Origin of the sequence: Bradyrhizobium sp. (genome assembly GCF_035484855.1) — a bacterium.
Classification (GTDB): domain Bacteria; phylum Pseudomonadota; class Alphaproteobacteria; order Rhizobiales; family Xanthobacteraceae; genus Bradyrhizobium.
Window position 1 is genome coordinate 14,567 of the sequence record NZ_DATHOP010000027.1, and the last position, 21,373, is coordinate 35,939.

Consider the following 21,373-nt stretch of genomic DNA (forward strand, 5'->3'; position numbering starts at 1 on the left):
TGGGGGAGTCGTCCATGAAATCGGCATTGTTGTCGGCGGCCGCGGCAATATGCGGCCTGTTGCTTGTGGCGCCTGCATCGGCGCAAGGCGTCAAGATCGGAATCCTCAACGATCAGTCCGGCGTCTATGCCGACTACGGCGGCAAGTGGTCGGTCGAGGCCGCCAGGATGGCGGTCGAGGATTTCGGCGGCAGCGTGCTGGGCGCGAAGATCGAGGTGGTCTCCGCCGACCACCAGAACAAGCCGGATCTGGCCACCGCGATCGCGCGGCGCTGGTACGAGGTCGAAGGCGTCGACATGATCACCGAGCTGACGACGTCCTCGGTCGCGCTGGCGATCCACGATCTCTCCAGGCAGATGAAGAAGATCGACATCGTCGTCGGCGCGGCTACATCGCGGCTGACCGGCGATGCCTGCCAGCCCTACGGCTTCCACTGGGCCTACGATACCCATGCGCTCGCGGTCGGCACCGGCGGCGCGCTGGTCGAGGCCGGCGGCGACACCTGGTTCTTCCTGACCGCCGATTATGCCTTCGGCTATGCGCTCGAAAAAGACACCGGCGATCTCGTCAGGGAAAAGGGCGGCAAGGTGCTGGGCTCGGTCCGCGTTCCCCTGAACTCGTCGGATTTCTCCTCGTTCCTGCTGCAGGCGCAAAGCTCGAAGGCAAAGATCATCGGGCTTGCCAATGCCGGCCTCGACACCACCAACTCGATCAAGCAGGCCGCCGAATTCGGCATCGTCAAGGGCGGCCAGAAGCTCGCGGCCCTGCTGATGACGCTCGCCGAGGTCCACGGTCTCGGCCTCGAGGCCGCCCAGGGCCTGGTGCTGACGGAGGGCTATTACTGGGATCGCGACGACAGGAGCCGCGACTTCGCCAACCGTTTCTTCAAGCGCACGGACCGGATGCCGAACATGATCCAGGCCGGCACCTATTCGGCGACGCTGCAATACCTCAAGGCGGTCAAGGCCGCCGGCACCAAGGACACCGAGGCGGTCGCCGCCAAGCTGAAGGAACTGCCGGTCGACGATGATTTCGCGCAAGGTGGCAAGGTGCTGCCCAACGGGCGCATGGTGCACGACCTCTATCTGTTCGAGGTCAAGAAGCCGCAGGAATCGAAGAAGCCGTGGGATTACTACAAGCAGCTCGCGGTGGTGCCGGGCGACAAGGCGTTTCTCTCGGCCAAGGACTCTGGCTGCCCGCTGACGAAGTGATCGCAAGTGAAGCGCTTGCCGGGCACGCTAACCAGACTTAGCCGTATTTGAGCGCGATCCAATGGTCGAGCGAGAGCCAGCCGGGGCCTCGCGCGATCACGACGAGAAAGCAGGTAGCCCACACGCCATGGGTCGGCCATGCGTCCGGATAAACGAATATCTCGATCACCGCCGTCATGCACAAAAGGGCCAGCGCCGAAAGCCGGGTGGCGAGACCAATGACGAGCAGGATCGGGAAAACATGCTCGCAAAGCGCTGACACATGGGCGGCGGTCGTGGGATCGATCAACGGTAGCTGATATTCGTTCTGGAACAGCGCGATCGCGCTGGGCTTGAGGTGATAGCCTGCGACCTTGGTCTGGCCGGACTGCCAGAACACCGCGGCCGGAAAAACGCGCGCCGCCAGCGCGATGAACCAATTGGGAATCCGATCCAGCGCGGCGATGATTGGTTGCACGATCCGTCCCGGAACGGATCGGGAGTGCATGGCCGCGGGCGACAGATTGGTCATGGCTGCTGTCAGCTCCTCATCCCGGAATGACGATGTTCCGCGCCAGGCCCGCGCCGATCAGCCCCGCGATGTTGACGGTAAGGTCGAAACCGGGGTCGTCGGCAAGCGCTGCCTCGGCCGCCTCGCCCAGCGGAAGGCCTTTGGCGAGCGCGAGCAGGAAGGCCGCCCCGCCCGGCAGCAGCGCGCGGACTTCTACGTCGAGATGGGGCCGAGAAACGAGCGCATCCTCGCCTCGCCAATTCTCGATGGGCTCAAGCTCCCGCTCGCCGTTGTTCATTGCCCAGATCGTGACGATCGGATGCGGCGAGCGAACGATTTCGATCGAGGGATGCAGCTCGATACGGATGTGGCCGGCGTCGCGCGCGTCCAGTGCCGCGAACCGGGTGGCGTCGGCCGGTGTGGCGTCGGCCGCATGGTAGGATCGTGTCCGCGCGGCCTCGAGCCCGGCGACGTCGGCGAGATAGGGGAGTTCGCGCGCCGGTTCGAAGGCGGAGATGAAGTCCGCAAGCTCGTTGCCATAGGTTGCAAGCACGGGCGAGCGCGGCGGCTGCTCCAGCACGAAGCGGTGCGCCATCGCCGCGAAAAATTCCGGGCCTACGATTTTCTCGACGACGGGGAAACGGCTCTCCAGCACCTTCACAAGGCCCGCCACCACATTGTTGCGGTAGACGGCAAAGCGCCGCGCCGGAACCGTCGCATTGTGAGCGATAATGCCTGATGGGATCGGCTGATCCGCGCTCAATAGCGCGTCCGCAAACGAGGTCTCGAACGCGCTGAGCAAGGCTTTACTCATGCTGCCGAAGCGCGCGCCGCGCGGCCAAGGATACCCTGTGCCACTACCGCTTCGGCCCGCAATGTCGACCAGTCGGGAACCTCGTTGTCCCACTCGATCAGGGTCGCAATCGGCCCGGTGCGGGCGATGACGTGCGCATAGAGCGTCCAGACCACGTCGGCGACCGGTGAGCCGTGGCTGTCGATCAAGAGCGGCGCGCCTGCGTCGTCGGCTTCCTCGTGATGTCCGCCGAGATGAATCTCCTTCACGGTATCGAGCGGAAACGAGTCGAGATATGGCAGCGGTTCCGTGCCGTGGTTCCTCGACGACACGAAGACGTTGTTGATATCGAGCAACAGGCCGCAACCGGTCCGGCTCGCCACTTCGGCGAGAAAATCGACCTCCGGGATCGTGCTTTCGGCAAAGCGGAGATAGGTCGACGGGTTTTCCAGCAGCATCTGGCGGCCAAGCACAGTCTGCACCTCGTCGACATGTTCGACAACCCGCGCCAGCGTCTGCGACGTATAGGGCAGCGGCAACAGGTCATTGAAGTAGACCTCCCCGTGCGAAGACCACGCCAGATGTTCCGAAAAACTCTCCGGCTGGTAGCGCTCGCACAGCGCTTTCAGCCGCGCGAGATGTACGCGGTCGAGCGGCCGCATCGAGCCGATCGACAGTCCGACGCCATGGACCGACAACGCATGGCGCTCGCGCAGCGCGCCGAGCTGGGCGTGCGGCGGGCCGCCGGCGCCCATGTAGTTCTCGGCATGGACCTCGAAGAATCCGATCGGCTGCGCTGCGGCAAGGATGTCGCGAAAATGCGCCGGCTTGAAGCCGATGCCGGCGGAGGCGGGCAGGCTGGACATTCTCTGCATCGGCGGGTCCGCGCTTAAGGAGAAAGCATGAGGCGCTCGCGCAGACGGCGCGCGCCTCCTTGAGTTCAAGACTTGCAGCTCACGACTTGATCGGTTCGAGCGAACCGGTGCCCTTCGGCGTCTTGATGGTGTCGCAGGTGCCCTTGGCGACGTATTTCCAGGCGTTGCCTTGATAGTCGGCGGCCGCAGTACCGGCGCAGGTGGTGCCGGCGCCAGCCGCGCAGTCGTTGTCGCCCTTCAGTGCGATGCCGAAGCACTTGTCCATGGTGGGCTGCGGCGGTTTCGGCGCGGCGAATACCGGCGTCGCAATCATGGTCAGCGCGGCGGCCAGCGAGCCGGCGATGGTGGCGTTGGTGAAGGCGGTCTTCGAAGTCATCGCAGTCATCCTCTCCCTGGAATATTTGTCCGGTGGTTGAACACGGCTTCCATCATCGGCCGGCGACGGCAAGGCTCAAAGCGGCCCAGTCGATGTTACGAGCGTCCCGCTGCCGCATTACGGGCCGTCCCGTCACGATACCGTGATGGAAATCAGTCCTGGCGGCAACCCTTGGATTCAGGTTTGCGGCGACATCACTTATATTGCCGCGAATGCGTGGAGGGATAATCGACCTCGCGTATCTACTTTGCCTTCATTTCGTTGGTCGCTGCCCAATCGTCTCCCGGCGGCGCCTTGAGGAACTGGCTGCATCGCTCGTGCATCATGCGCGCCGGCTGATCCGACGCGCGCGCATCCAGAACCTGCTGAAAAAAGCCCATGGCGTCGGCAAAATTGCGTGCGCGGTAGGCCGCCAGGCCGCAAGCATACCGCGCCACCCAATCCGGCGGCACGGTCCCGTTTTCGGCCACGTCAAGCAATTCGTAGACGGCTATCCCTCCCGCGCGCCCGTAGACCATCAGCCGGTCCAGTTCGCGCACCTGGATCTTGTCGCCGGCGAGGCGGCGCGTTTCCTCACCGATGATGATTTCGGTGCCATATTCCTTGTTGGCGCCTTCCAGCCGGCTCGCGACATTCACGGCGTCGCCGATCACCGTGTAGTTAAGGCGCACCTCCGATCCAATATTGCCGACCAGCATATCGCCGGAATTGATGCCGACGCGCACCCGCAGCGGCCGGCCGCTGTCATCGGCCAGCTCCGAGGTCCGCAGCGCCCGCTGGCAGGCCAGCGCCGCGCGGCAGGCGTCGACCGCATGATTGGCATTGGCCGCGGGCGCACCCCAGAACGCCATCACCGCATCGCCGATGAATTTGTCGATGGTGCCGCCGTGGGTAGCGACCTCGCGCGACATGGTGTCGAGATAGCCCGACAGCAATGGAATGATCCGATCGCCGAGCCGCTCGGACAACCCGGTAAAGCCGGCAATGTCGGCGAACATCACCGTCAGGGGCCGGATCGCGCCGCCGGGACGCGGTTCGACGCCCTCGCTGACCAGCATCTTCACGAGATCCGCCGGAATGTATTTGCGAAAGGCCGCAAGCCCGCCTGCCATGTCGGCGATGGCATTCGACAGATTCTCGAGCTCGATCACGCGCGAGGCGTGTCGCCGCACCTTTTCGAGATCGAAGCGCGCCACGTGGCGCAGCTCATCGGCCACCACGATGAGCGGGTTGGCGATGGCGTGCCGGGCAATCCAGGCCGAGATGATGCCCGCGGCAAGAATGAGAATCGCAAGTCCGATGAGCAATTGTCGTATCGTCCTCTCGATCGGGCCGAGAAACTCCGCTTCCGGAATCACGGTCGCAAGCGTCCAGCCGGGAAAGGCGAGTGGTGTCAACGTAACCGCATAACCACTGCCCGCGGCGACCAGCCTTACCCGGCGCGCTGCCTTCTTATCGTCGCCGGAAGCGCCGCCGGCTTGTTGCATGGCTTGTTTCATGGCGCTTTGGGCGATCGGCAACAACGGCTGATCCGACCGCTGCATGTTGACCTCGTCGGCATCCGGATCCGGTGCGGCGACCGTCGTCCCATCCTGACGGAGAATGAATGCTGCGCCGGATCTTCCGACCGAAAGCTCTGACAGGAATTGCGCGAGCCGCGTGTATTCGATGATGACGGCGAGCACGCCCTGGCGTTTCTGGTACACGTCGACCGGGCCCGCATAGGCGATCGACGGACGCAATCCCACCGGATGAACCGAGACTTCGAACCAGCGTGGCTCGTCGATGCCCATGCCGGTCCGGAACCATTCCTGTGCGGTGACGTCGTAATCGGTAGGTTCGAAGCGGCGCTTCTCGAACTCGATGTCTCCGACCACCACCTGATATTGATCGACGCGCCGCTTGACGACGCCGTCGACGGGTGCGATTTCCATCATCTCAAGCCCGAGATCACCGAGCTTGTGCGAGGCGAAGAATGTCCCGTCAGGCCAGCCGAACGCGACCCACGATATGTTCGGTTGCGACTGCAGCTGCGACAGGAAAACAAACTCTCGCTTGTCGGCCTCGCGGGTCTCGAGCACATGCTGAACGAACAGCGTGCGGATCGCGGTGTGCGCCGCGCGCGCCTCGGCGGTGATGGTGGAGAGCTGTTTCTCGACCGCGGACACGATCTGTTCGTTGATCGTGTCCGCAAGTTTGTGGCTGTTGGCTTCCGCTGCCCGCCACCACAGCACATGGACGCCGATCGCGCTCACCAGGATCGATGCGAGGACGAGAGCGGAAATCGCCAGGCGAATGCCGATTCGCATGTGTGTTGCAACCTCTCATCCCATGTAGCGAAAAGGCGCCATCGACGCAAAGCAAGTGGCCCTGACGAGCTTCAAGTCAGGCATCGTTCAAGCGTTGCTGCCGGAATTGCAACCATAGGCTACGACGATCATGTGCCGATGAGATGCGAGCCGATCGCATCCGACGTGCCGGGCCGGAGGACGATGCGCACTTTTTGTTGTCGGAGACAGTGCGAACCGCGTCAGCCGCCGAGGCTCTCGCGCAGCCGCTGCAGCTGCGGCCGGATGTGCTCGCAGCCCAGTTCCCGCTCGAATTTCGTGATCGCGGCGATGCTCGGATCGGCACGCAGGCTCGCCAGCCGCGCCGCGTCGCGCGTGCATGGATCCTCGACCGGGACCGGCGCAGCCTGCGCCTGCTGCCTGGCCGCTGCCCCGGGGTCGCCGTCGGGACGAGGAGCCGGCGCCGTGGTGGCGACGCTTTCGTACAAGCGCTGCACCTGCGCCCGCAGCCGGACGCAGGTCAGTTCGCGCTGGAACCTGGCGATTTCGTCCGGCACCGGATCGGCGCGCAGACGTTCCAAACGCTGTTCGTCGCGATTACAGGCCGCGACCGGATCGACCTCGATCGCGGCGACGGCCGGCGCCGCCGGTTTGGCGGGCTCGGCTTTCGCCGCGGCGGGCGGCGCGGCGTTGGCGACGGGCTCGGCCCTCGTCGGCGCGAGCGCAAGGTTCGGCTGGACCGCAGGGGCTGCCGCGACGGGAGGCGACGGGCTCGCGGCTGGATTGGGTTTTGCCGGCTGAACCGCCGGATTCGGCTGAAGCGGGGCAGCCGGCTCCCGCTTGGCGACGATCGCCGGCGGGGCCGGCGCCGGTTCGGGCTTTTTGGCGGGCAGCGGCACCAGCGGAATGGTGGCGCCGCCGAGCGAGCCGTAGATGAACGGCTCCTGCCGTCCGTGGGTCATGCTCAGCACCTCGTCGCGGACCCGCCCCAGCGCAATGCGGATATCGAGGCCGGGCTCGGCGAGATGCCGGAGCAGTGCGGTGGCGTAGGGGCTGTTGCCGCCGTCGCCATCGTAGGAGATCGAGCCGGCTTTCGCGGCAAAGGCCACCAGCGTGTCGGCGCTGACATCCTCGATCTTGGCAAGCCCGCCGGTCACCGTGGCGCGGGTCAGGCCGGCGGAGCGTATCTTGGCGGGAAACGGATTGTCGCGGCAGGCATCGAGCAGGATCAGGCGCAGGCGCTTGACCGGCTGCAGCGCCCAGATGATGCGCTCGAGCGATACCGCCTCGTCTTCGACGTCATAGTCGCGGCCGAGCCTGGCATCGACCGGAATCAGATAGTTGTTGCCGCCGACCTCGATGCCGTGGCCGGCATAATAGACCACGGCGATATCGGCGGTTTCCGCCGTGAGCAGGAATTCGCGCACGCTGCGCTTGAAGTCGACAACGCCGAGATCGTTGCGCGAGATCACGACCTCGAAGCCGACCGACTTGAACAGGTTGGCGATCGCGGTCGAATCGTTGATGGTATTCGACAGCGTCGAGGCGTTCTTGTAGGCGGCATTGCCGATCACCAGCGCGACGCGCCGGTCCGCGGCGGCGGCTGTCGCAAACAGCGCTCCCGCCGCGAGACAGAAGCCGTAAATCAGAAGAGATCGTAATTTCATCTCTGCTTCAGTATCTCATCCCTGCATCAATAATATCTGTTTCGCAAATAGTGATGGTGTCTGATCCGGCGATGCGGCGGGCGGCCGCTCTCGTTCACCGTCACATTGATGACCTCCGAATAGACCGGCGGATCGTGCGGTACATGGTTGGCGTCGGCAAACAACAGGCGCAGCTTGTGCGGCCCGGCCGGGAGCGTGATCTTCGCCTCCGTCTGGCCGGCGCCAAAATGAAGGTGATTGAAATCGTTGGGGATCGGCTGGTCGAGCGGCGGCAGCTCCGCATCGACGAGCAAATGATGATGGCCGGTGTTCGGCTTGTCGAATCCGGCCGGCGCGACGCCCATGTTCAACAGTCCGAACCGGATCACCGGATTGGTCGTGATGTAGGCGCCGTCGGTCGGATAGATGAAATAGACCTTGGCGTCCTTGGGCGAAGGATGACGCGTCGTCGTGGGGGCAGCCGCCTGCGGCGGCGGCGCGGCGGCCTGGTCGACCACCTTGACCTTGATGCGGTCGGAGACCAGCGGCGGCGAATGCGGAATATGGTTCTTGTCGCCGAACACCAGCTGCAGGGTATGCTCACCCGGCGTCAGCGTCAGTTCGGTTTCGGTCTGGCCGGCGCCGAAATGCAGGTGCTGGAAGTCATTCGGGATCTCGGCATTGAGCGGCGGCGTCGGCGCGTCGACGATCAGGTGGTGATGGCCCGAATTCGCCCGGTCAGAACCCGCCGGCGCGACCCCCATGCCACGCAGGCCGAAATGGATGGTAGACTTGGTCGGCAGGGTGTCGCCGTCCTTCAATCCGATGAAATACACCGCCGCGCCGGGCGGGGACGGCGTCGGGCCGCCGGTCTGCGAGAGGGCTGCGTCGCAAAGAATCAGGCAGCCGAACAATGACAAAAATATCGAGGCGAGTACTCTATGCATCGCAATTTGCCCCAGCGGTTGGACCGCGCCTGTGCGGTCGTTCTCAGCCGTCAAACGATATTCGTTTGCCCTGCGATGTAAACCAAAATCCGGCCGACCCTCTCCAATTGGAGGGGGTCCCGGGCGCCTCGTCTTGCCGATGATCGCCAAATGAAGCAAGCTACTTTCCCTGTATTTGCCACCGCGCGTCGGAGGGAGTTTCGGGGATGCCACCGGAAACGACACCATGAAATGGCGGCTGTTGTTTGTGATTTCCCTCACAGTTCTGGCGGGGACGGCGCGCGCCGGAGCCGAGGAACTGCGCGGTTTGAGCACCGCTCCCTCCGCCGAGCGGCCGCCGGCCGCCGCGCCAGGCCTGGTGTTTGCGCAAAAGCAGACCAACCCCGAGCCCGGGGAACTGTTTCGCGATTGTCCCGACTGCCCTGAACTCGTGGTTGTGCCGTCCGGCGACTTCGTCATGGGGTCGAACGACACGCCGTACGAAAAGCCCGAGCGCACGATTTCCATCAAGCGCCCGTTTGCGATCGGCCGCCGCGAGGTGACGTTCGCGGAATGGGATCAGTGCGCCGACGCCGGCGCCTGCAAATATAAGCCGGAAGATCATGGCTGGGGACGCGGCGACCGGCCGGTGATCAATGTGAGCTGGGACGACGCCAAGCTTTACGTCGGCTGGCTGTCGCAAAAGACCGGACAAAAATATCGGCTGCCCAGCGAGACCGAATGGGAGTATGCCGCGCGCGCCGGCACCAAGACCCCTTTCTGGTGGGGCAAGGACGCGGGCTCCGGCCATGCGCAGTGCGACAATTGCGGCAGCCCGATCAAGCAGCAGGTTGTACCGGTGGGTTCGTTCCGGCCGAACGGGTTCGGCCTGTACGACACCGCCGGCAACGCCGCCGAGTGGGTCGAGGATTGCTGGAACGACAATTATCGCAACGCGCCAAAGGACGCCGCCGCCTGGACCACCGGCGATTGCCGTCTGCGCGTCCTGCGCGGCGGCAATTTCAACAGCAAGGTGAACGAAGTGCGATCCTCGGCGCGGTTTCGCTACGACGAAGACGTGCGCTACTACGCCAACGGCTTTCGGCTTGCGCGGGACTTGCAGTGATCATGGAGTGGGCGAGGGGCTCATGAGAGCGCTTGTGGCCGCGATCCTTGTCTGCACAAGCGCGCCGGTGGCGCTGGCGCAATCCTATTCCGCGAGCGGTCAGGTCGGCTATCTCCAGGAGTGGGAGATGAAGGCGAGCCTGAACAAAACCGTGAGCGGAAGCGCGCAGGATTTTGAGGGGACGGTGACGCTGCGCCATGTCGGGCTGTGCAGCGTCAACGGCGTCGAGGAAAAATCCGGCACCATGCGGCTTCAGGTTTCGCGCGGGAATGTCGAGGGAAGATTGGAGATGGCCGACGACAGCTGCAGCATCAAGGCTGCCGCGTCGGATCCCCATACGGGACTGATGAGTTGCCGCAATGGCGAGGGCATCCCGATCCGCATTTCCATCGACCAGACGGACGCGACGGACCGGACCGCACTGGCGGCCGGAAAATAGCGCCGAGCGGGAGCGGCGCTGCGCTATCTCTGGTCCGCGTGAGCTAATCTTGGTGCCCCCGGCTCCTTCCACAGAGCAAGCAGCGCAACGAACAGGGTTCCGGTGACCAGCGTCCCCAGCGCAAGTCCGAGCATATGGCGCCCGGCCACCAAATCTCCGACGACCGTCCCGGCCGCCCTGACCGTCACGATGGTCAGCCAGTAATACGGCAGCGCGCGGAGCAGCCCATTGCGGGCGATCGCAAACAACAGCGCCAGCAGCGGCACCAGCAACAAGCATGCGCCGCCGTCGCCGAGGCCGAGATTATGCGAACAGTAATCGCCGATCACCGTGCCGAGGGTGCCCGCGATGAACATGCTGAGCCAATAGGGCGCATCGGCGCGGAGCACCGAGGCGCCGCCTTCGTCCGACCGGTGGCGCCAGACCAATTGCCAGCCTGCGAACACGGCTGCAATCAGCAGCGCCGTAAGCGCGGCGATCACCAATAGTCTCGGCTGTTTCATGTCACCGCAGGTGAAGTCGGCAAAATTCGTCGCCGCGGTCCTGACGATAATGATCGCCGTCCAGTAGTAGACTTGATGAACGGAGCGGTCGAAGCGCTCGGCCAGTACGACGATGGCCAGCGCGAGCGCGAGATACGGCAGACCTGCGACATGTCCCAATCCCAGATTGTGCGCACAGAAGTCGCCCATGTTCGCGCCGAAAATGCTCGCAAGGCAGAGCGCGGCCCAGTATCGCGCGCCAAGTGTCGGCAAGTGAATTTGCTGCATCGGAACCGTTCGCTTTCGGCTGGGATTCGGTTAGACCGCGGGAACGCGGCCGAGAGCCATCTATGAGGGATGATAATGGCTTGAGCAAGATTGCGCCGTCTCGCTTTCCTGCCGCAAAAGCCCGCTAAGTATCGCAACGAAACCCGGCAGTTCCGGTGGCGACCGGCAGCGATGTTACGGATGTTTAACGGTGGGTAAGGGGAAAATCATCGCGCTTGTGACGGTGTTGCTGGCGCGCCCCGCGCTGGCCGGTCCGCCCTACGTGTCCGATGATCCGGAGCCGACCGACTACAAGCACTTCGAAATATATACGTTCAGCAATGGCACGGCCACGCGCGGCGACATCGGCGGTGCTTCGGGGATCGATTTCAACTATGGCGCGGCGCCCGATCTGCAATTGACCGCGACGTTGCCGGTTGCCTTCGACAATCCCGCGGCGGGCAATGCCGGTTTCGGTCCCGGCAACGTCGAACTGGCCGCAAAATACCGTTTTCTGCATCAGGACTCCTTCGGTCTCGACGTCAGCGTGTTTCCCCGCGTGTTTCTTCCGAGCCCGACCAAAAACATAGGCAACCCCAACGCGTCGCTGCTGCTTCCGGTGTGGGTCCAGAAAGACTGGAGCGGGGGATGGTCCGCATTCGGCGGTGGCGGGTGTGTCGTCAGCGGCCGCACGGCGCAGGACTTCTGCCTGACGGGAGGCGTCGTCACCTATCAGTTGCTGCCGAAACTGCAGCTCGGCGTCGAGCTATTCCACCAGACCGCCGACGGCAGCGGAACGCCGGCGACCACCAGCCTCGGGCTCGGCGCGCGCTACGACATCAACGAAACCTATCATCTGCTCGGGTACATCCGACGGGGAATTGAGAACACCGATGCGACCGACCAATATTCGTGGTACGCCTCGGTACTCTTCACGTTCTGAAATTGCCGGCGCAGCTCAGCCGCGCCGCACGCTGGAGCCGCCGTCCACCGGCAGCGTCACGCCGGTGATGAAGTTGGCCTCATCGGAGGCCAAGAACAGCGCGGCGTTGGCGACGTCCCAGGCGGTGCCCATTTTTCTGCGCAGCGGCACCTTGGCGTCGCGCTCGGCCTCGACCTCGGCGCGGCTCTTCTTGAATTCGCGGGCGCGGGTGTCGACCGCCATCGGCGTGTTCATCAGGCCGGGCAGGATAACGTTGGCGCGGATGCCGTATTGCGCGTTCTGGTAGGCGAGCTGCTCGGTGAAGGCGACCATCGCCGCCTTGGTCGCCTTGTAGGCCACATAGGGATAGGTGGTAATGACGGCCATCGAGGAGATGTTGATGATGACCCCGCTTTGTTGCGCCCGCATGATCGGGATCACGTGCTTGGCGGCGAAGATACAGCTCTTGAGGTTGATCGCCACGCAGCGCTCCAGCGCCTCTTCGGTGAAGTCGAGCAATTCGGCATCGCCGCCGGCGAGGCTGACGCCGACGTTGTTGTGCAGGATGTCGATGCGGCCCCAGCGCGCGTGAGCGTTCTCCACCATGGCCTTGAGTTCGGCATTTTTGGTGACATCGGCCTTGAAGGCCGCGGCCGTGCCGTCCTTGGCGGCGATCATGTCGACGGTTTCCTGGGCCGAGGCCAGATGATGATCCACGCACAGCACTTTGGCGCCCTCGCGCGCAAAGGTCAGCGCGGTGGCGCGGCCGTTGCCCATGCCCTCGCCGGGGCCCTGGCCGGCGCCGACGACGATGGCGATACGATCTTGCAGACGCATGTCAGTTCACTCCCGGGATCGGGTACTGCGCGAGTACCTCTTTATAATAAGGCTCGTTGTCGATCTTCATGGTGGCGAGCACGCGCACCACGGCGCAATAGAAGGCGATGGTGAGCACGAGATCGGTCATGTGCTCGTTGGAGAGTTGCTGCTTGATCTCGGCGAAGGTTGCATCCGACATGGCCAGTTCCCGCACCATCTCGCGGGCGCCCTTCAGGATCGCTTTCGCCAGCGGCTCGAGTTTCGAGGGTTTTCCTTCGGTCTCCGCCATCAGCGCCTCGATGTCGGCGTCGGTGACGCCGAATTCCTTGCCGATCTTGACGTGGTGGGTGAATTCGTATTCCGACTTTTCCATCCAGCCGACCTGCAGGATCGCCAGTTCCCTTAAGCGCGGGTCGAGTTTGCTCTTGAAGCGGATGAAGCCGCCGACGCCGTTGAAGGCGCGCGCCATGTCGGGCGAGTTGACCAGCAATTTGTGCAGGTTGGTGTTGCGCTTGAGCATGTCGCGATATTCGGGCGCGACCTGGTCGGCTTCGAGATAGGGCAGGCGGGCCATTTTGCTGGTTCTCTCTTGCTGAGCCCAAAAATTGGGCGGCTCATTTCAGGGCCATTGGCTGTTCTGTCAATGGCCGGCTTGCGCCGGATGACGCCGCTCGGTAGCAATAAGTCTTCGGAACGAATGGGTAGAGTGACACTGATGTCCCCGAGCGACCGGGTTGAAGCCGCCTCCGTCAAGACAGGCAATCTTTCGGTCTTGCTCGTTCCGATCTTTACCGCGGCGGTTTTCCTCAGCGCGGCATTGTTGTTCGCGGTGCAGCCGATGTTCACCAAAATGGTGTTGCCGCGGCTGGGCGGCTCGTCGTCGGTATGGTCGGTGGCGATGGTGTTCTTCCAGGGCATTTTGCTGCTGGGTTACGCCTATGCCGATATTCTGACCCGCTTCGTACGTGGTCCGTTCGCTTTGCTGATCCACCTTACGGTGATGGTGGGGGGTGCCGCTTTCCTGCCGATCGCCGTCGCGCAAGGCTGGAGCGCGCCGGCAGCGGATCGCGAGCAGCTGTTCCTGCTTTATCTGTTCGGCGCTTCGATCGGCTTTCCCTTCTTCGCGCTGTCCGCTAACGGCCCCTTGCTGCAGGCATGGTTTGCCCGCTCCGGTCTGGCGCGGGCCGAAAATCCGTATTTTCTGTACGCGGCGAGCAATATCGGCAGCCTGCTGGCCTTGTTCGCCTACCCGTTCGTCGCCGAACCGTTTTCGACGCTCGGCTTCCAGAGCAGCATCTGGCGCGCCGGCTATTACCTCTTGATCGCGCTGATCGCATGTTCTGGAAGTCTGGTGTTCCTGCGGCGCGGCGGCGGCGAGGCCGTGTTGTCGCCGGCGCAATCGACCGAAGCCTCCCCGCCGCTCAGTCGGATGGCCTATTGGGTGGCGCTCGCCTTCGTGCCGTCGGCACTGATGATCGCGGCGACCACCCACATCACGACGGATGTGGCGGCGGCGCCGTTTCTTTGGGTGCTTCCGCTGTCGCTCTATCTGATCAGCTTCATTCTGGTGTTCAGCCAGCGCAAATTTGTCGAACAGGCCACCTGGTTGAAACTGCAGCCGTTCCTGCTGGCGCTGCTGGTGTTGACGCTGGCGCTCGACATCCGCACCTGGCTGACCGTCGACGTCGCGCTGCATCTGCTGACGTTCTTCGTCACGGCGATGATATGCCACGGCCTGATGGCGGCCACCCGCCCGCAAGCGGCCTATCTCACGCGATTCTATTTCTGCATGTCGCTCGGCGGCGTGCTCGGTGGAATCTTTTCAGGCCTGATCGCGCCCCATATTTTTTCCTGGACCGCGGAATACCCGCTGCTGGTGGTCGCGGCCGCGCTGGCGCGGCCGGGGCTGGCCTGGCCGAAGGGAAAAGAAGCCCGCTACGTTGCCATCTTCGTCGCGTTGGTCGTGATCGTCGCGCTGCCCGGCTTGCACGAAGGTTTCTCGATCGTTCCGCCCTATAACTGGATTGTTTGGGGAGCGGTGGCGATCCTGGTCGCCTGCGCCGTCGTACTGCGCGACGTGCCGTTGCGGCTGGCCTTGTTGTTTGCCGCGGTCTTCGTCATCGCCCGGATTTACCCGCCGAATGTGAGGCAGCTGGAAACGGTGCGCAGTTTCTTTGGCGTTCACAAGATCGAGGTGACGCCGGATGGCCGCTTTCGCGTGCTGCGCCATGGCATGGAGCTGCATGGGGCGCAGCGATTGACCACCGACGACGGCCTCCCCGTCACCGGCCGGCCGCAATTGTCGACCTATTACCATCCGGATTCCCCGATCGCGGAAGCGATCGACGCGGTTCAGACCAAAAAGAACGGGCCGATCAACGCCGCAGTCATCGGTCTTGGCGCTGGTTCGATCGCCTGCCTGATGAAGCCCGACGACCATCTCGACTATTATGAAATCGACGCCGAGATCATCCGCATCGCCCGGGATCCCAGGCGCTTCACCTTCCTGCGCGATTGCAAACCGGACGCGAACATCGTTCTCGGCGATGCGCGGCTGACGATCGCCGCCGCGACGGAAGCACGCTATGACGTGATCGTGGTCGACGCCTTCTCGTCGGATTCGATTCCGGTTCATTTGCTGACCCGGGAGGCGCTGCGGATTTATGTGTCGCGGCTCAATCCCGGCGGCATCATCGTCACCCACATCTCCAACAATCACCTCGACCTGACGGGCGTGGTGACGGCGACCGCCGCGAGCGAAAAGCTGATCGCGCGGCTTTATGACGAGGACGAAATCCCGGGCGGCGACCCCATGATCAAATTCTCGACCGTCATGGTGCTGGCGAGGAACGACGACGATTTCAGTCTCTTGAAGGACTGGGACTTGCAAACGCCGGAGCCCGACGAACATCCGTGGAGCGACGATTTCTCCAGCCTGTTGGGTCCGCTGATCGCCAAGTTTCGGGAAGACGACTGAGGGCGCGAGCCGATCGGCTCACCCATGAATGAGGCTCCGGATGATCGCGCCGAGTGCGCCGAGCCAGAGGACGCCGGCCGCCAGCGCCTGAATGCCAAAGCCCCGTCCGCGTTTATCGGCGGCCTGCGAATAGCCGGTCATGTAGAGGATGCGGCCGGCAATCCAGACCACGCCAATCGCGGCCGCGACGGGATCGCTGATATAGACCGCGAACAGCCAGAGCGAGGGAAGGAAGATCGGCATCCATTCCAGCGTGTTCATCTGCACGCGATAGACCCGCTCGAAATCGAGATTGCCGGTGACGGCGGGCGCCTTGATTCCGAATTTGGCGCGCGCCTTTCCGACCTGAAAGCCGGTGAAGAAACAATAAGCGACGGCGAGGCAGGTAACGAGTGCCGTGAAATGATACATGCGAGAGATTCCCCTTGATGAAACTGTCATTCCGGGGCGCCGCGTAGCGGCGAACCCGGAATCCAGAGGTAATACCTGACCTGTCATGCCCGGGCTTTGACCCGGGCATCCATCAACTTCGCAAGAGTCTTCACGAAGGAGATGGATTGCCGGGTCAAGCCCGGCAATGACGCCATGCTTCGCGCCCCGGAATGACGCCGTCCTCAATACCCTGTCACCTCCAGATATCCAACGCCTGCGTGGCTGCCCCTAAAACTGATCGGCCCTTCCCAGTAGGGAAAGCTCGTGCCCATCCAGCTTTTCGCATTCAGCGGCGCACATTCGATCTTCAGCGCCAATTCCGGAATCGCAATGTCCCATGCGGTCGGAAGCTTCCGGCCTTCGATCTCCGTCCAGCTTTTCGGCGTCATCGCGATGTCGTCTGATGCGATCAGCCGGGTCTTGCCTTCGGGCGAAATCCAGTTGCCGGAAGCGTAATTGCGGCCGTCGGCCTGGCGCAGCCGGAACAGCATCAGTTTTTCACCCGAATTGAAATGCAGCGACAACCAGTCCCAACCGCTCTGGTCTGAGGCGAGCGGCTGGCTGCTCCATTCGCGGTCCATCCAGGCGAGGCCCGTGACCTCGACCGGCTTGTCGTCGATGATGATGCGGCCCGCCGCCTTGAAAAACGGCTGGCTGTAATAATACGAGGCCTGGCCGCGTTCGGATTTCCGGCTGTAGCCGGCTTCGCCCTGCAGCACCAGCGGCCGATCGGCATCGAGGCGCAGGCTGTAGGCGAAATCCGCACCCGATGCGGCAAGCTCGAGCGGCGCGATGGTGTCGGCACGCATTGCTTCACCGCCCCGCATTTGCCAGGAATCGATCCAGGCTAGAAACGGCTTTGCGTCGACACCGGCCTGTCCAACCCCGCCGCGGGCGAATTTCTCGCTAAAGCGGTGAGTGTCGGCGCGGGTGACGGCGGCATGGCCCATCCAGATCTGCTGGTTCGCCCAGCCTTCCGCCTGCGGACCGGGATGCATCGCCTGACGAAACAGGGTCCACTGCGCGCCGTAGGCTCTCCCTGTCGCATCCGCAAGGTTCGCCGTCAGGTACCACCACTCGATGCGATAGTCCGGATGCGGGCCATGATCGGCCGGGAACGAAAAAGCCTTGCTGGGAACGACCGGCGCGAAGCCCTCGGCGTCCTGGCCAAGCCCGGCAAAACCCTGCGCCCGCGCCGCCTTGCGGCCGAGCCCGAGCAGCAACACGCCGGTCGCGAAGGCGCGGCGGGATATCGTCGTTCTATCGCTCATCGGCGAAAATCTTGATCAGGCGTACCGGCTGCATGCGCGCCAGTTTTATGACGGGAAGCAGCGCGGCCAGCAGCGCAGCCGCCATCGCAACTCCCAGCAGCTGCAACAGCTGCAGCGGAAAGACATGAAACGGCAACCGCCAGCCGAAGGCCTTCACATTGACGACCGCGATCAGGCACCACGCCACCAACAGACCGAGCGGCAGCGCCAGCAGCGTCGTGATCAGCGCCACCGATAAAGTCTTCAACAGTTCGATCGCCGCAAGCTTCCGCCGCGTGATGCCGATCGCCCATAGCGGCGCCAGCTGCGGCAGGCGCGAATTGGCAAGCGTCAACAGGCTGGTCAAAAGCGCGATGCCGGCAACCCCAAGGGTGAAGGCGTTCAACGCCGCCGTCACCGCAAAGGTGCGGTTGAAGATCCGTTTCGACTCCGCCTTCAGCGTGGCCTGATCGACGAGGTTGCGGCCGTCGAGCCCGAATTTTTCCCGCAACGATGACATCAGCGCCGGCACCGAAGCGGGCGCGACGCGCAGGCCCAGCCGGGTCAGCGGTATCTGCGGAAAGTGCCGGGTCAGTGCCGCGAAATTGACGGCGATCTGCCCCTTCGGATTGCCGTAGTCGGCATAGATGCCGACGATTTCGAGCGTCCAGTTTCCGGCCGGCGTGGGAACCTCGAGCGTGTCGCCGACCGCAAGCCTCACACGCCGCGCCAGTTGTTCGCTGACGAAACCGGCGTCGCCGGGCAGAAGCCGGGTCCACGCGTTGGCGGTTGCCTGCAGCAGCGGCCAGTGGTCCCGGTAGGTGGCATGATCGGGCAGGCCGAGGATTTCGATCGGCGCGCCCTCCATCTGCGTCTCGGCACGGCCGCCGGGCAGGATCGCCTCGACCTCGGGGCGCTCGCCGAGCCATGCCTTGATTGTCGCGGCCTGCGCGGTGTCGGACGTATTGATGTAGATGTCGGCCGCCAGCCGTCCATCGAGCCAGCCGATGAAAGTCCGGCTGAAGGTTTCGACCATGGTGCCGACGCCGACATTGACGGCGAGCGCGAGCAACAACGCCATCAGCGCCAGCGACAATCCGGATAGCTGCTGACGGCTGTCGGCCCAGAACCAGATCGCGAGCGCACCATGGGCGCGGCGCTGGCCGAGCGACAAGATGCGTTCCAGGATCGCCGGCAAAACGAGCGCCGCGCCAAGCAATAGTCCCGCCAGCACGGCAAATCCCGACAGCAGCGAATCGCCGTACCACAGGAAGAAGCAAGCCGCGGCGAGTACTGCAAGCGCCAGCGCGCTTTGCAAGATCAGCCAGCGGTGCTGTGCCTGCTGCCAGGCTTGCGGTTGCGCTGCCGCCAGCACCGGAAGCCGGGCCGCCTTGACGAGGCTCGTGGTGGCGGCCAGCAGCGCGCCGATCACGGAGATGATCATGCCGGCGATCCACCATTCGCCCTTCAATGTGAGCTGGCCGGGAATCTGCGCGCCATAGAGGCCCCGCAAGGAGGCCGCGACATTGGGCAACAGCGCCGCCGCGATCAGGTAACCGCAGATCAGGCCCACGACGCCGGCGACCAGCGCCAGCGATACCAGTTCGGTCACCATGACAGCGTTCAGCATTCGCGCCGACACCCCGCAGGCGCGCAAGGTCCGCAGCATCGGCCGGCGCTGCTCGAATGCGAGCCCAATGGCCGAGTTGACGATGAACAGCCCGACCACGAATGACAGCAATCCGAACGCGGTCAGGTTGAGATGAAAGCTGTCGGTGAGACGTTCGAGGTCGCTCTCGGCATCCGGCTGTTCGAGACGGAGTTGGTCGCCCACCACGCTTTCGAGCGGCGCTCGTTCGCCCCTGGCCTTGCCGACCAGCAGCCGGGAAATCCGGTCCGGCATTTTCAGCAGCCGCTGCGCGATGCCGATATCGACCACCAGCACATCCGGCACCAGTTGCGGCTGCACATGAAGTGGCGGCAGTGATGCGCCGTCGCTTAGAGAAGGCGTCGCGCCTTCCGCCACATCGAGATCGGACAGCACCTCGGGCGCGACCAGTGTTTCCCCCGGCGGCGTCATGAACGATTGCAGGCCGGCCCTTCCGATCGCCGGCGCGTTGCCGATTTCCGCAGGGATCGTGACCGGCTCGATGCCGAGCAGGCGGAACGACCGCCCGCCGATCTGGGCGCGGCCTTCGAGCACGGGAGATACCGGCCAGCCGGCGCGGCGCAGCTCGACGAAGAGCTGTTGCGGAAAAGTCGCGCCGCTGCGGGGGACCAGCATTGCCGTTCGCGCGCCGCCGAAGGTCGCTGCGGCGCGCTGGTAGCTATCGCGCGCCTGCTGGTTCAGCGCCTGCACGCCACTCCACAGCGCGGTCGCGGAAACGAGCCCGATCAGCAGGGTCGCAAGCTGCATCGGATGCCGCCGCCAGTGGCTCAACAGCACCGCGAGGATCCACAGAATGCGGCTCATGCGATCAATCCCGCATGAAGGTGAATCTGGCGGTCGAGCGTGGCGGCGAGCCGCGCCGAATGCGTCACCATCAGGAAGCCGCAACCGGTTCGCGCCACCAGATCGCGCGCCAGCGCGAGCACGTCGTCGGCGGTGGCCTCGTCGAGATTGCCGGTCGGCTCGTCGGCGAGCAGCAGCAGCGGTTTGACCGCGAGCGCGCGGCCGATCGCGACGCGCTGCTGCTGGCCGCCGGACAATTGCTCGGGATAGCGTTTCAGCAGGCCGGAAAGCCCGAGCCGCTCCACCAATTCGCTGTGCCACGCGGCATCGTGACGCCCGGCGATGCGGGACTGGAATTTGAGATTGTCTTCGACGGAGAGGCTCGGGATCAGGTTGAATTGCTGAAACACCAGGCCCAGCCGGTCGCGCCGCAACGCCGCACGGCCGGCGTCGGGAAGGTCTGACAGCTGCGCGTCGGCGAGACTGATCTCGCCGCCGTCGGCGCGATCGAGCCCCGCGATCAGATGCAGCAGCGTGCTCTTGCCGCTGCCGGATTCCCCTGAGAGCGCGACGCGCTCGCCGGCCGCGATGTCGAGGTTGACGCCGCGCAGCACCAAAACCTCTTCGCCGGCGGCGCGATAGGTCTTGGTCAGGTCACGGACGCGCAGCACGATGGGGTCAGAGCGGCTTCTGGTATTTCAGCACGAACTCATCGACCGGGACGGCCGGACGAAATACCGCGGCATCGCGCGGATCTTCGGGATGCTTCAGGAAATCGGCCGTGGCTGCGAGCTTGAAGCCGGCCGCCTCGATCTCCTGGCGCAGCGTGCTTTCCTCGATCCGATGCAGCGTCTTGGCGACCGAGGTGCCCTCGCCGGGCTTGGCGGAATGATCGGCGATCACCAGGAAGCCGCCGGGCTTTAGCGCCGCGAACATCTTCCTGTTCATCTCGGCGCGATCGGCCGGCATGTAGGTGACGTCGTGATAGGCGAAGAAGAAGGTGATCAGGTCTAGTCCGCTGACCTCGGGCGGAATCGGATCGTCGTAATTGCGGATCAGGTGAGTGGTGTTTTTCATGACCGGATTCTGGGCGCGGATGTCGAACTTGTCCTTCACCCGCTCCATCACCGCCGCCGATTCCTGCGCGTAGACATGGCCCTCGGGACCGACGGCGCGCGCCATCAGCTCGGTGCTGTAGCCGGCGCCGGCCCCCATATCGAGCACCTTCATGCCGCTCTTGACGCCGGTGAAGGCGAGCATCTTGGCGGGCTGGCGGCGGATATCGGTCTGTCGGTCGGCCTCGCTGCGGTCGGGCGCGGCGATGATGGCGTCGTAGTCGGGCGCCTTGTTGGCGTCCTGCGCCGCGGCGCTCCATCCCGCGAGCAGCGAGAGCGAAACGAGAATGCCGAGTGCGCCCGCACGACATTGGGTCGATTTGAACATGAAAATCCCCTGAAAATTTGCTCCGCAACATAGCAAGGCCTGCAGCGGAGATCACGGTCTCAATGATATCGCGACGCAATCGTGATCAGGTTGCAGGACGGTGACGCGACAGCGTCAGGCGGCGTCCGGAGAGGTGATTGCGTTGCAGCGCACGCGGGG

20 protein-coding genes are annotated in these 21,373 nt (G+C 64.0%); 5 read left to right on the forward strand and 15 right to left on the reverse strand.

Annotation, left to right across the window (positions count from 1 at the left end; all coding sequences use genetic code 11):
- Positions 1–14 precede the first annotated feature (14 nt).
- Positions 15–1,211 (forward strand): ABC transporter substrate-binding protein, encoded by a 1,197-nt coding sequence (locus VK804_RS03145; RefSeq protein ID WP_325367735.1) that lies wholly within the window; start codon positions 15–17, stop codon positions 1,209–1,211.
- 37 nt (positions 1,212–1,248) lie between these two features.
- Here the strand turns inward: VK804_RS03145 and VK804_RS03150 are convergent, their stop codons facing one another.
- From VK804_RS03150 to VK804_RS03180, 7 genes are all read right to left on the reverse strand, one after another.
- Complete coding sequence (locus tag VK804_RS03150) at positions 1,249–1,722, reverse strand: DoxX family protein (RefSeq protein WP_414642703.1); 474 nt, start codon at positions 1,720–1,722, stop codon at positions 1,249–1,251.
- A gap of 16 nt (positions 1,723–1,738) precedes the next feature.
- The gene (locus tag VK804_RS03155; RefSeq protein ID WP_325367737.1) at positions 1,739–2,515 is read right to left on the reverse strand and encodes a DNA-binding domain-containing protein; all 777 of its coding nucleotides are present in this window, start codon (positions 2,513–2,515) and stop codon (positions 1,739–1,741) included.
- Positions 2,512–3,369: a DUF692 domain-containing protein gene (locus tag VK804_RS03160; protein WP_325367739.1), complete on the reverse strand. Its 858-nt coding sequence runs from the start codon at positions 3,367–3,369 to the stop codon at positions 2,512–2,514. Before VK804_RS03160 ends, VK804_RS03155 begins: the two co-directional genes overlap by 4 nt.
- A gap of 79 nt (positions 3,370–3,448) precedes the next feature.
- The gene (locus VK804_RS03165; RefSeq protein ID WP_325367741.1) at positions 3,449–3,745 is read right to left on the reverse strand and encodes a DUF2282 domain-containing protein; all 297 of its coding nucleotides are present in this window, start codon (positions 3,743–3,745) and stop codon (positions 3,449–3,451) included.
- A gap of 242 nt (positions 3,746–3,987) precedes the next feature.
- The gene (locus VK804_RS03170; protein ID WP_325367743.1) at positions 3,988–6,054 is read right to left on the reverse strand and encodes an adenylate/guanylate cyclase domain-containing protein; all 2,067 of its coding nucleotides are present in this window, start codon (positions 6,052–6,054) and stop codon (positions 3,988–3,990) included.
- A 221-nt stretch (positions 6,055–6,275) separates the two neighbouring features.
- Complete coding sequence (locus VK804_RS03175) at positions 6,276–7,700, reverse strand: caspase family protein (protein WP_325367745.1); 1,425 nt, start codon at positions 7,698–7,700, stop codon at positions 6,276–6,278.
- A 26-nt stretch (positions 7,701–7,726) separates the two neighbouring features.
- Positions 7,727–8,626, reverse strand: coding sequence for a DUF4399 domain-containing protein (locus VK804_RS03180; protein ID WP_325367747.1), 900 nt, complete (start codon positions 8,624–8,626; stop codon positions 7,727–7,729).
- A 226-nt stretch (positions 8,627–8,852) separates the two neighbouring features.
- On the opposite strand from VK804_RS03180, the gene VK804_RS03185 reads away from it, so the two are divergent.
- Together VK804_RS03185 and VK804_RS03190 are read left to right on the forward strand one after the other, a co-directional pair.
- Positions 8,853–9,731: a formylglycine-generating enzyme family protein gene (locus VK804_RS03185; RefSeq protein ID WP_325367749.1), complete on the forward strand. Its 879-nt coding sequence runs from the start codon at positions 8,853–8,855 to the stop codon at positions 9,729–9,731.
- 22 nt (positions 9,732–9,753) lie between these two features.
- Positions 9,754–10,170: a hypothetical protein gene (locus tag VK804_RS03190; RefSeq protein ID WP_325367751.1), complete on the forward strand. Its 417-nt coding sequence runs from the start codon at positions 9,754–9,756 to the stop codon at positions 10,168–10,170.
- 23 nt (positions 10,171–10,193) lie between these two features.
- Here the strand turns inward: VK804_RS03190 and VK804_RS03195 are convergent, their stop codons facing one another.
- Entirely contained in the window at positions 10,194–10,940 is a 747-nt protein-coding gene (locus VK804_RS03195; RefSeq protein WP_325367752.1) for a hypothetical protein, read from the reverse strand.
- A 190-nt stretch (positions 10,941–11,130) separates the two neighbouring features.
- Between VK804_RS03195 and VK804_RS03200 the strand changes: the two genes are divergently transcribed.
- Positions 11,131–11,862, forward strand: coding sequence for a hypothetical protein (locus VK804_RS03200; protein WP_325367753.1), 732 nt, complete (start codon positions 11,131–11,133; stop codon positions 11,860–11,862).
- 15 nt (positions 11,863–11,877) lie between these two features.
- On the opposite strand, the gene VK804_RS03205 is transcribed toward VK804_RS03200, so the two are convergent.
- Complete coding sequence (locus tag VK804_RS03205) at positions 11,878–12,678, reverse strand: SDR family NAD(P)-dependent oxidoreductase (RefSeq protein ID WP_325367754.1); 801 nt, start codon at positions 12,676–12,678, stop codon at positions 11,878–11,880.
- A gap of 1 nt (position 12,679) precedes the next feature.
- A complete protein-coding gene (locus VK804_RS03210) occupies positions 12,680–13,234 on the reverse strand; it encodes a carboxymuconolactone decarboxylase family protein (RefSeq protein WP_325367755.1) in 555 nt (184 codons plus the stop codon).
- 141 nt (positions 13,235–13,375) lie between these two features.
- On the opposite strand from VK804_RS03210, the gene VK804_RS03215 reads away from it, so the two are divergent.
- Positions 13,376–15,637, forward strand: coding sequence for a fused MFS/spermidine synthase (locus tag VK804_RS03215; RefSeq protein WP_325367757.1), 2,262 nt, complete (start codon positions 13,376–13,378; stop codon positions 15,635–15,637).
- 18 nt (positions 15,638–15,655) lie between these two features.
- On the opposite strand, the gene VK804_RS03220 is transcribed toward VK804_RS03215, so the two are convergent.
- From VK804_RS03220 to VK804_RS03240, 5 genes are all read right to left on the reverse strand, one after another.
- On the reverse strand, positions 15,656–16,048 hold the full coding sequence (locus VK804_RS03220; protein ID WP_325367759.1) for an MAPEG family protein: 393 nt from the start codon (positions 16,046–16,048) through the stop codon (positions 15,656–15,658).
- Positions 16,049–16,251: 203 nt separating this feature from the next.
- Entirely contained in the window at positions 16,252–17,340 is a 1,089-nt protein-coding gene (locus VK804_RS03225; protein WP_325367761.1) for a lipocalin-like domain-containing protein, read from the reverse strand.
- Complete coding sequence (locus VK804_RS03230; protein WP_325367763.1) at positions 17,330–19,792, reverse strand: ABC transporter permease; 2,463 nt, start codon at positions 19,790–19,792, stop codon at positions 17,330–17,332. The genes VK804_RS03225 and VK804_RS03230 overlap by 11 nt, the downstream gene beginning before the upstream one ends.
- Positions 19,789–20,442, reverse strand: coding sequence for an ABC transporter ATP-binding protein (locus VK804_RS03235; protein WP_325367765.1), 654 nt, complete (start codon positions 20,440–20,442; stop codon positions 19,789–19,791). Before VK804_RS03235 ends, VK804_RS03230 begins: the two co-directional genes overlap by 4 nt.
- Positions 20,443–20,449: 7 nt before the next feature.
- A complete protein-coding gene (locus VK804_RS03240; RefSeq protein ID WP_325367767.1) occupies positions 20,450–21,214 on the reverse strand; it encodes a class I SAM-dependent methyltransferase in 765 nt (254 codons plus the stop codon).
- Between the last annotated feature and the right edge of the window lie 159 nt (positions 21,215–21,373).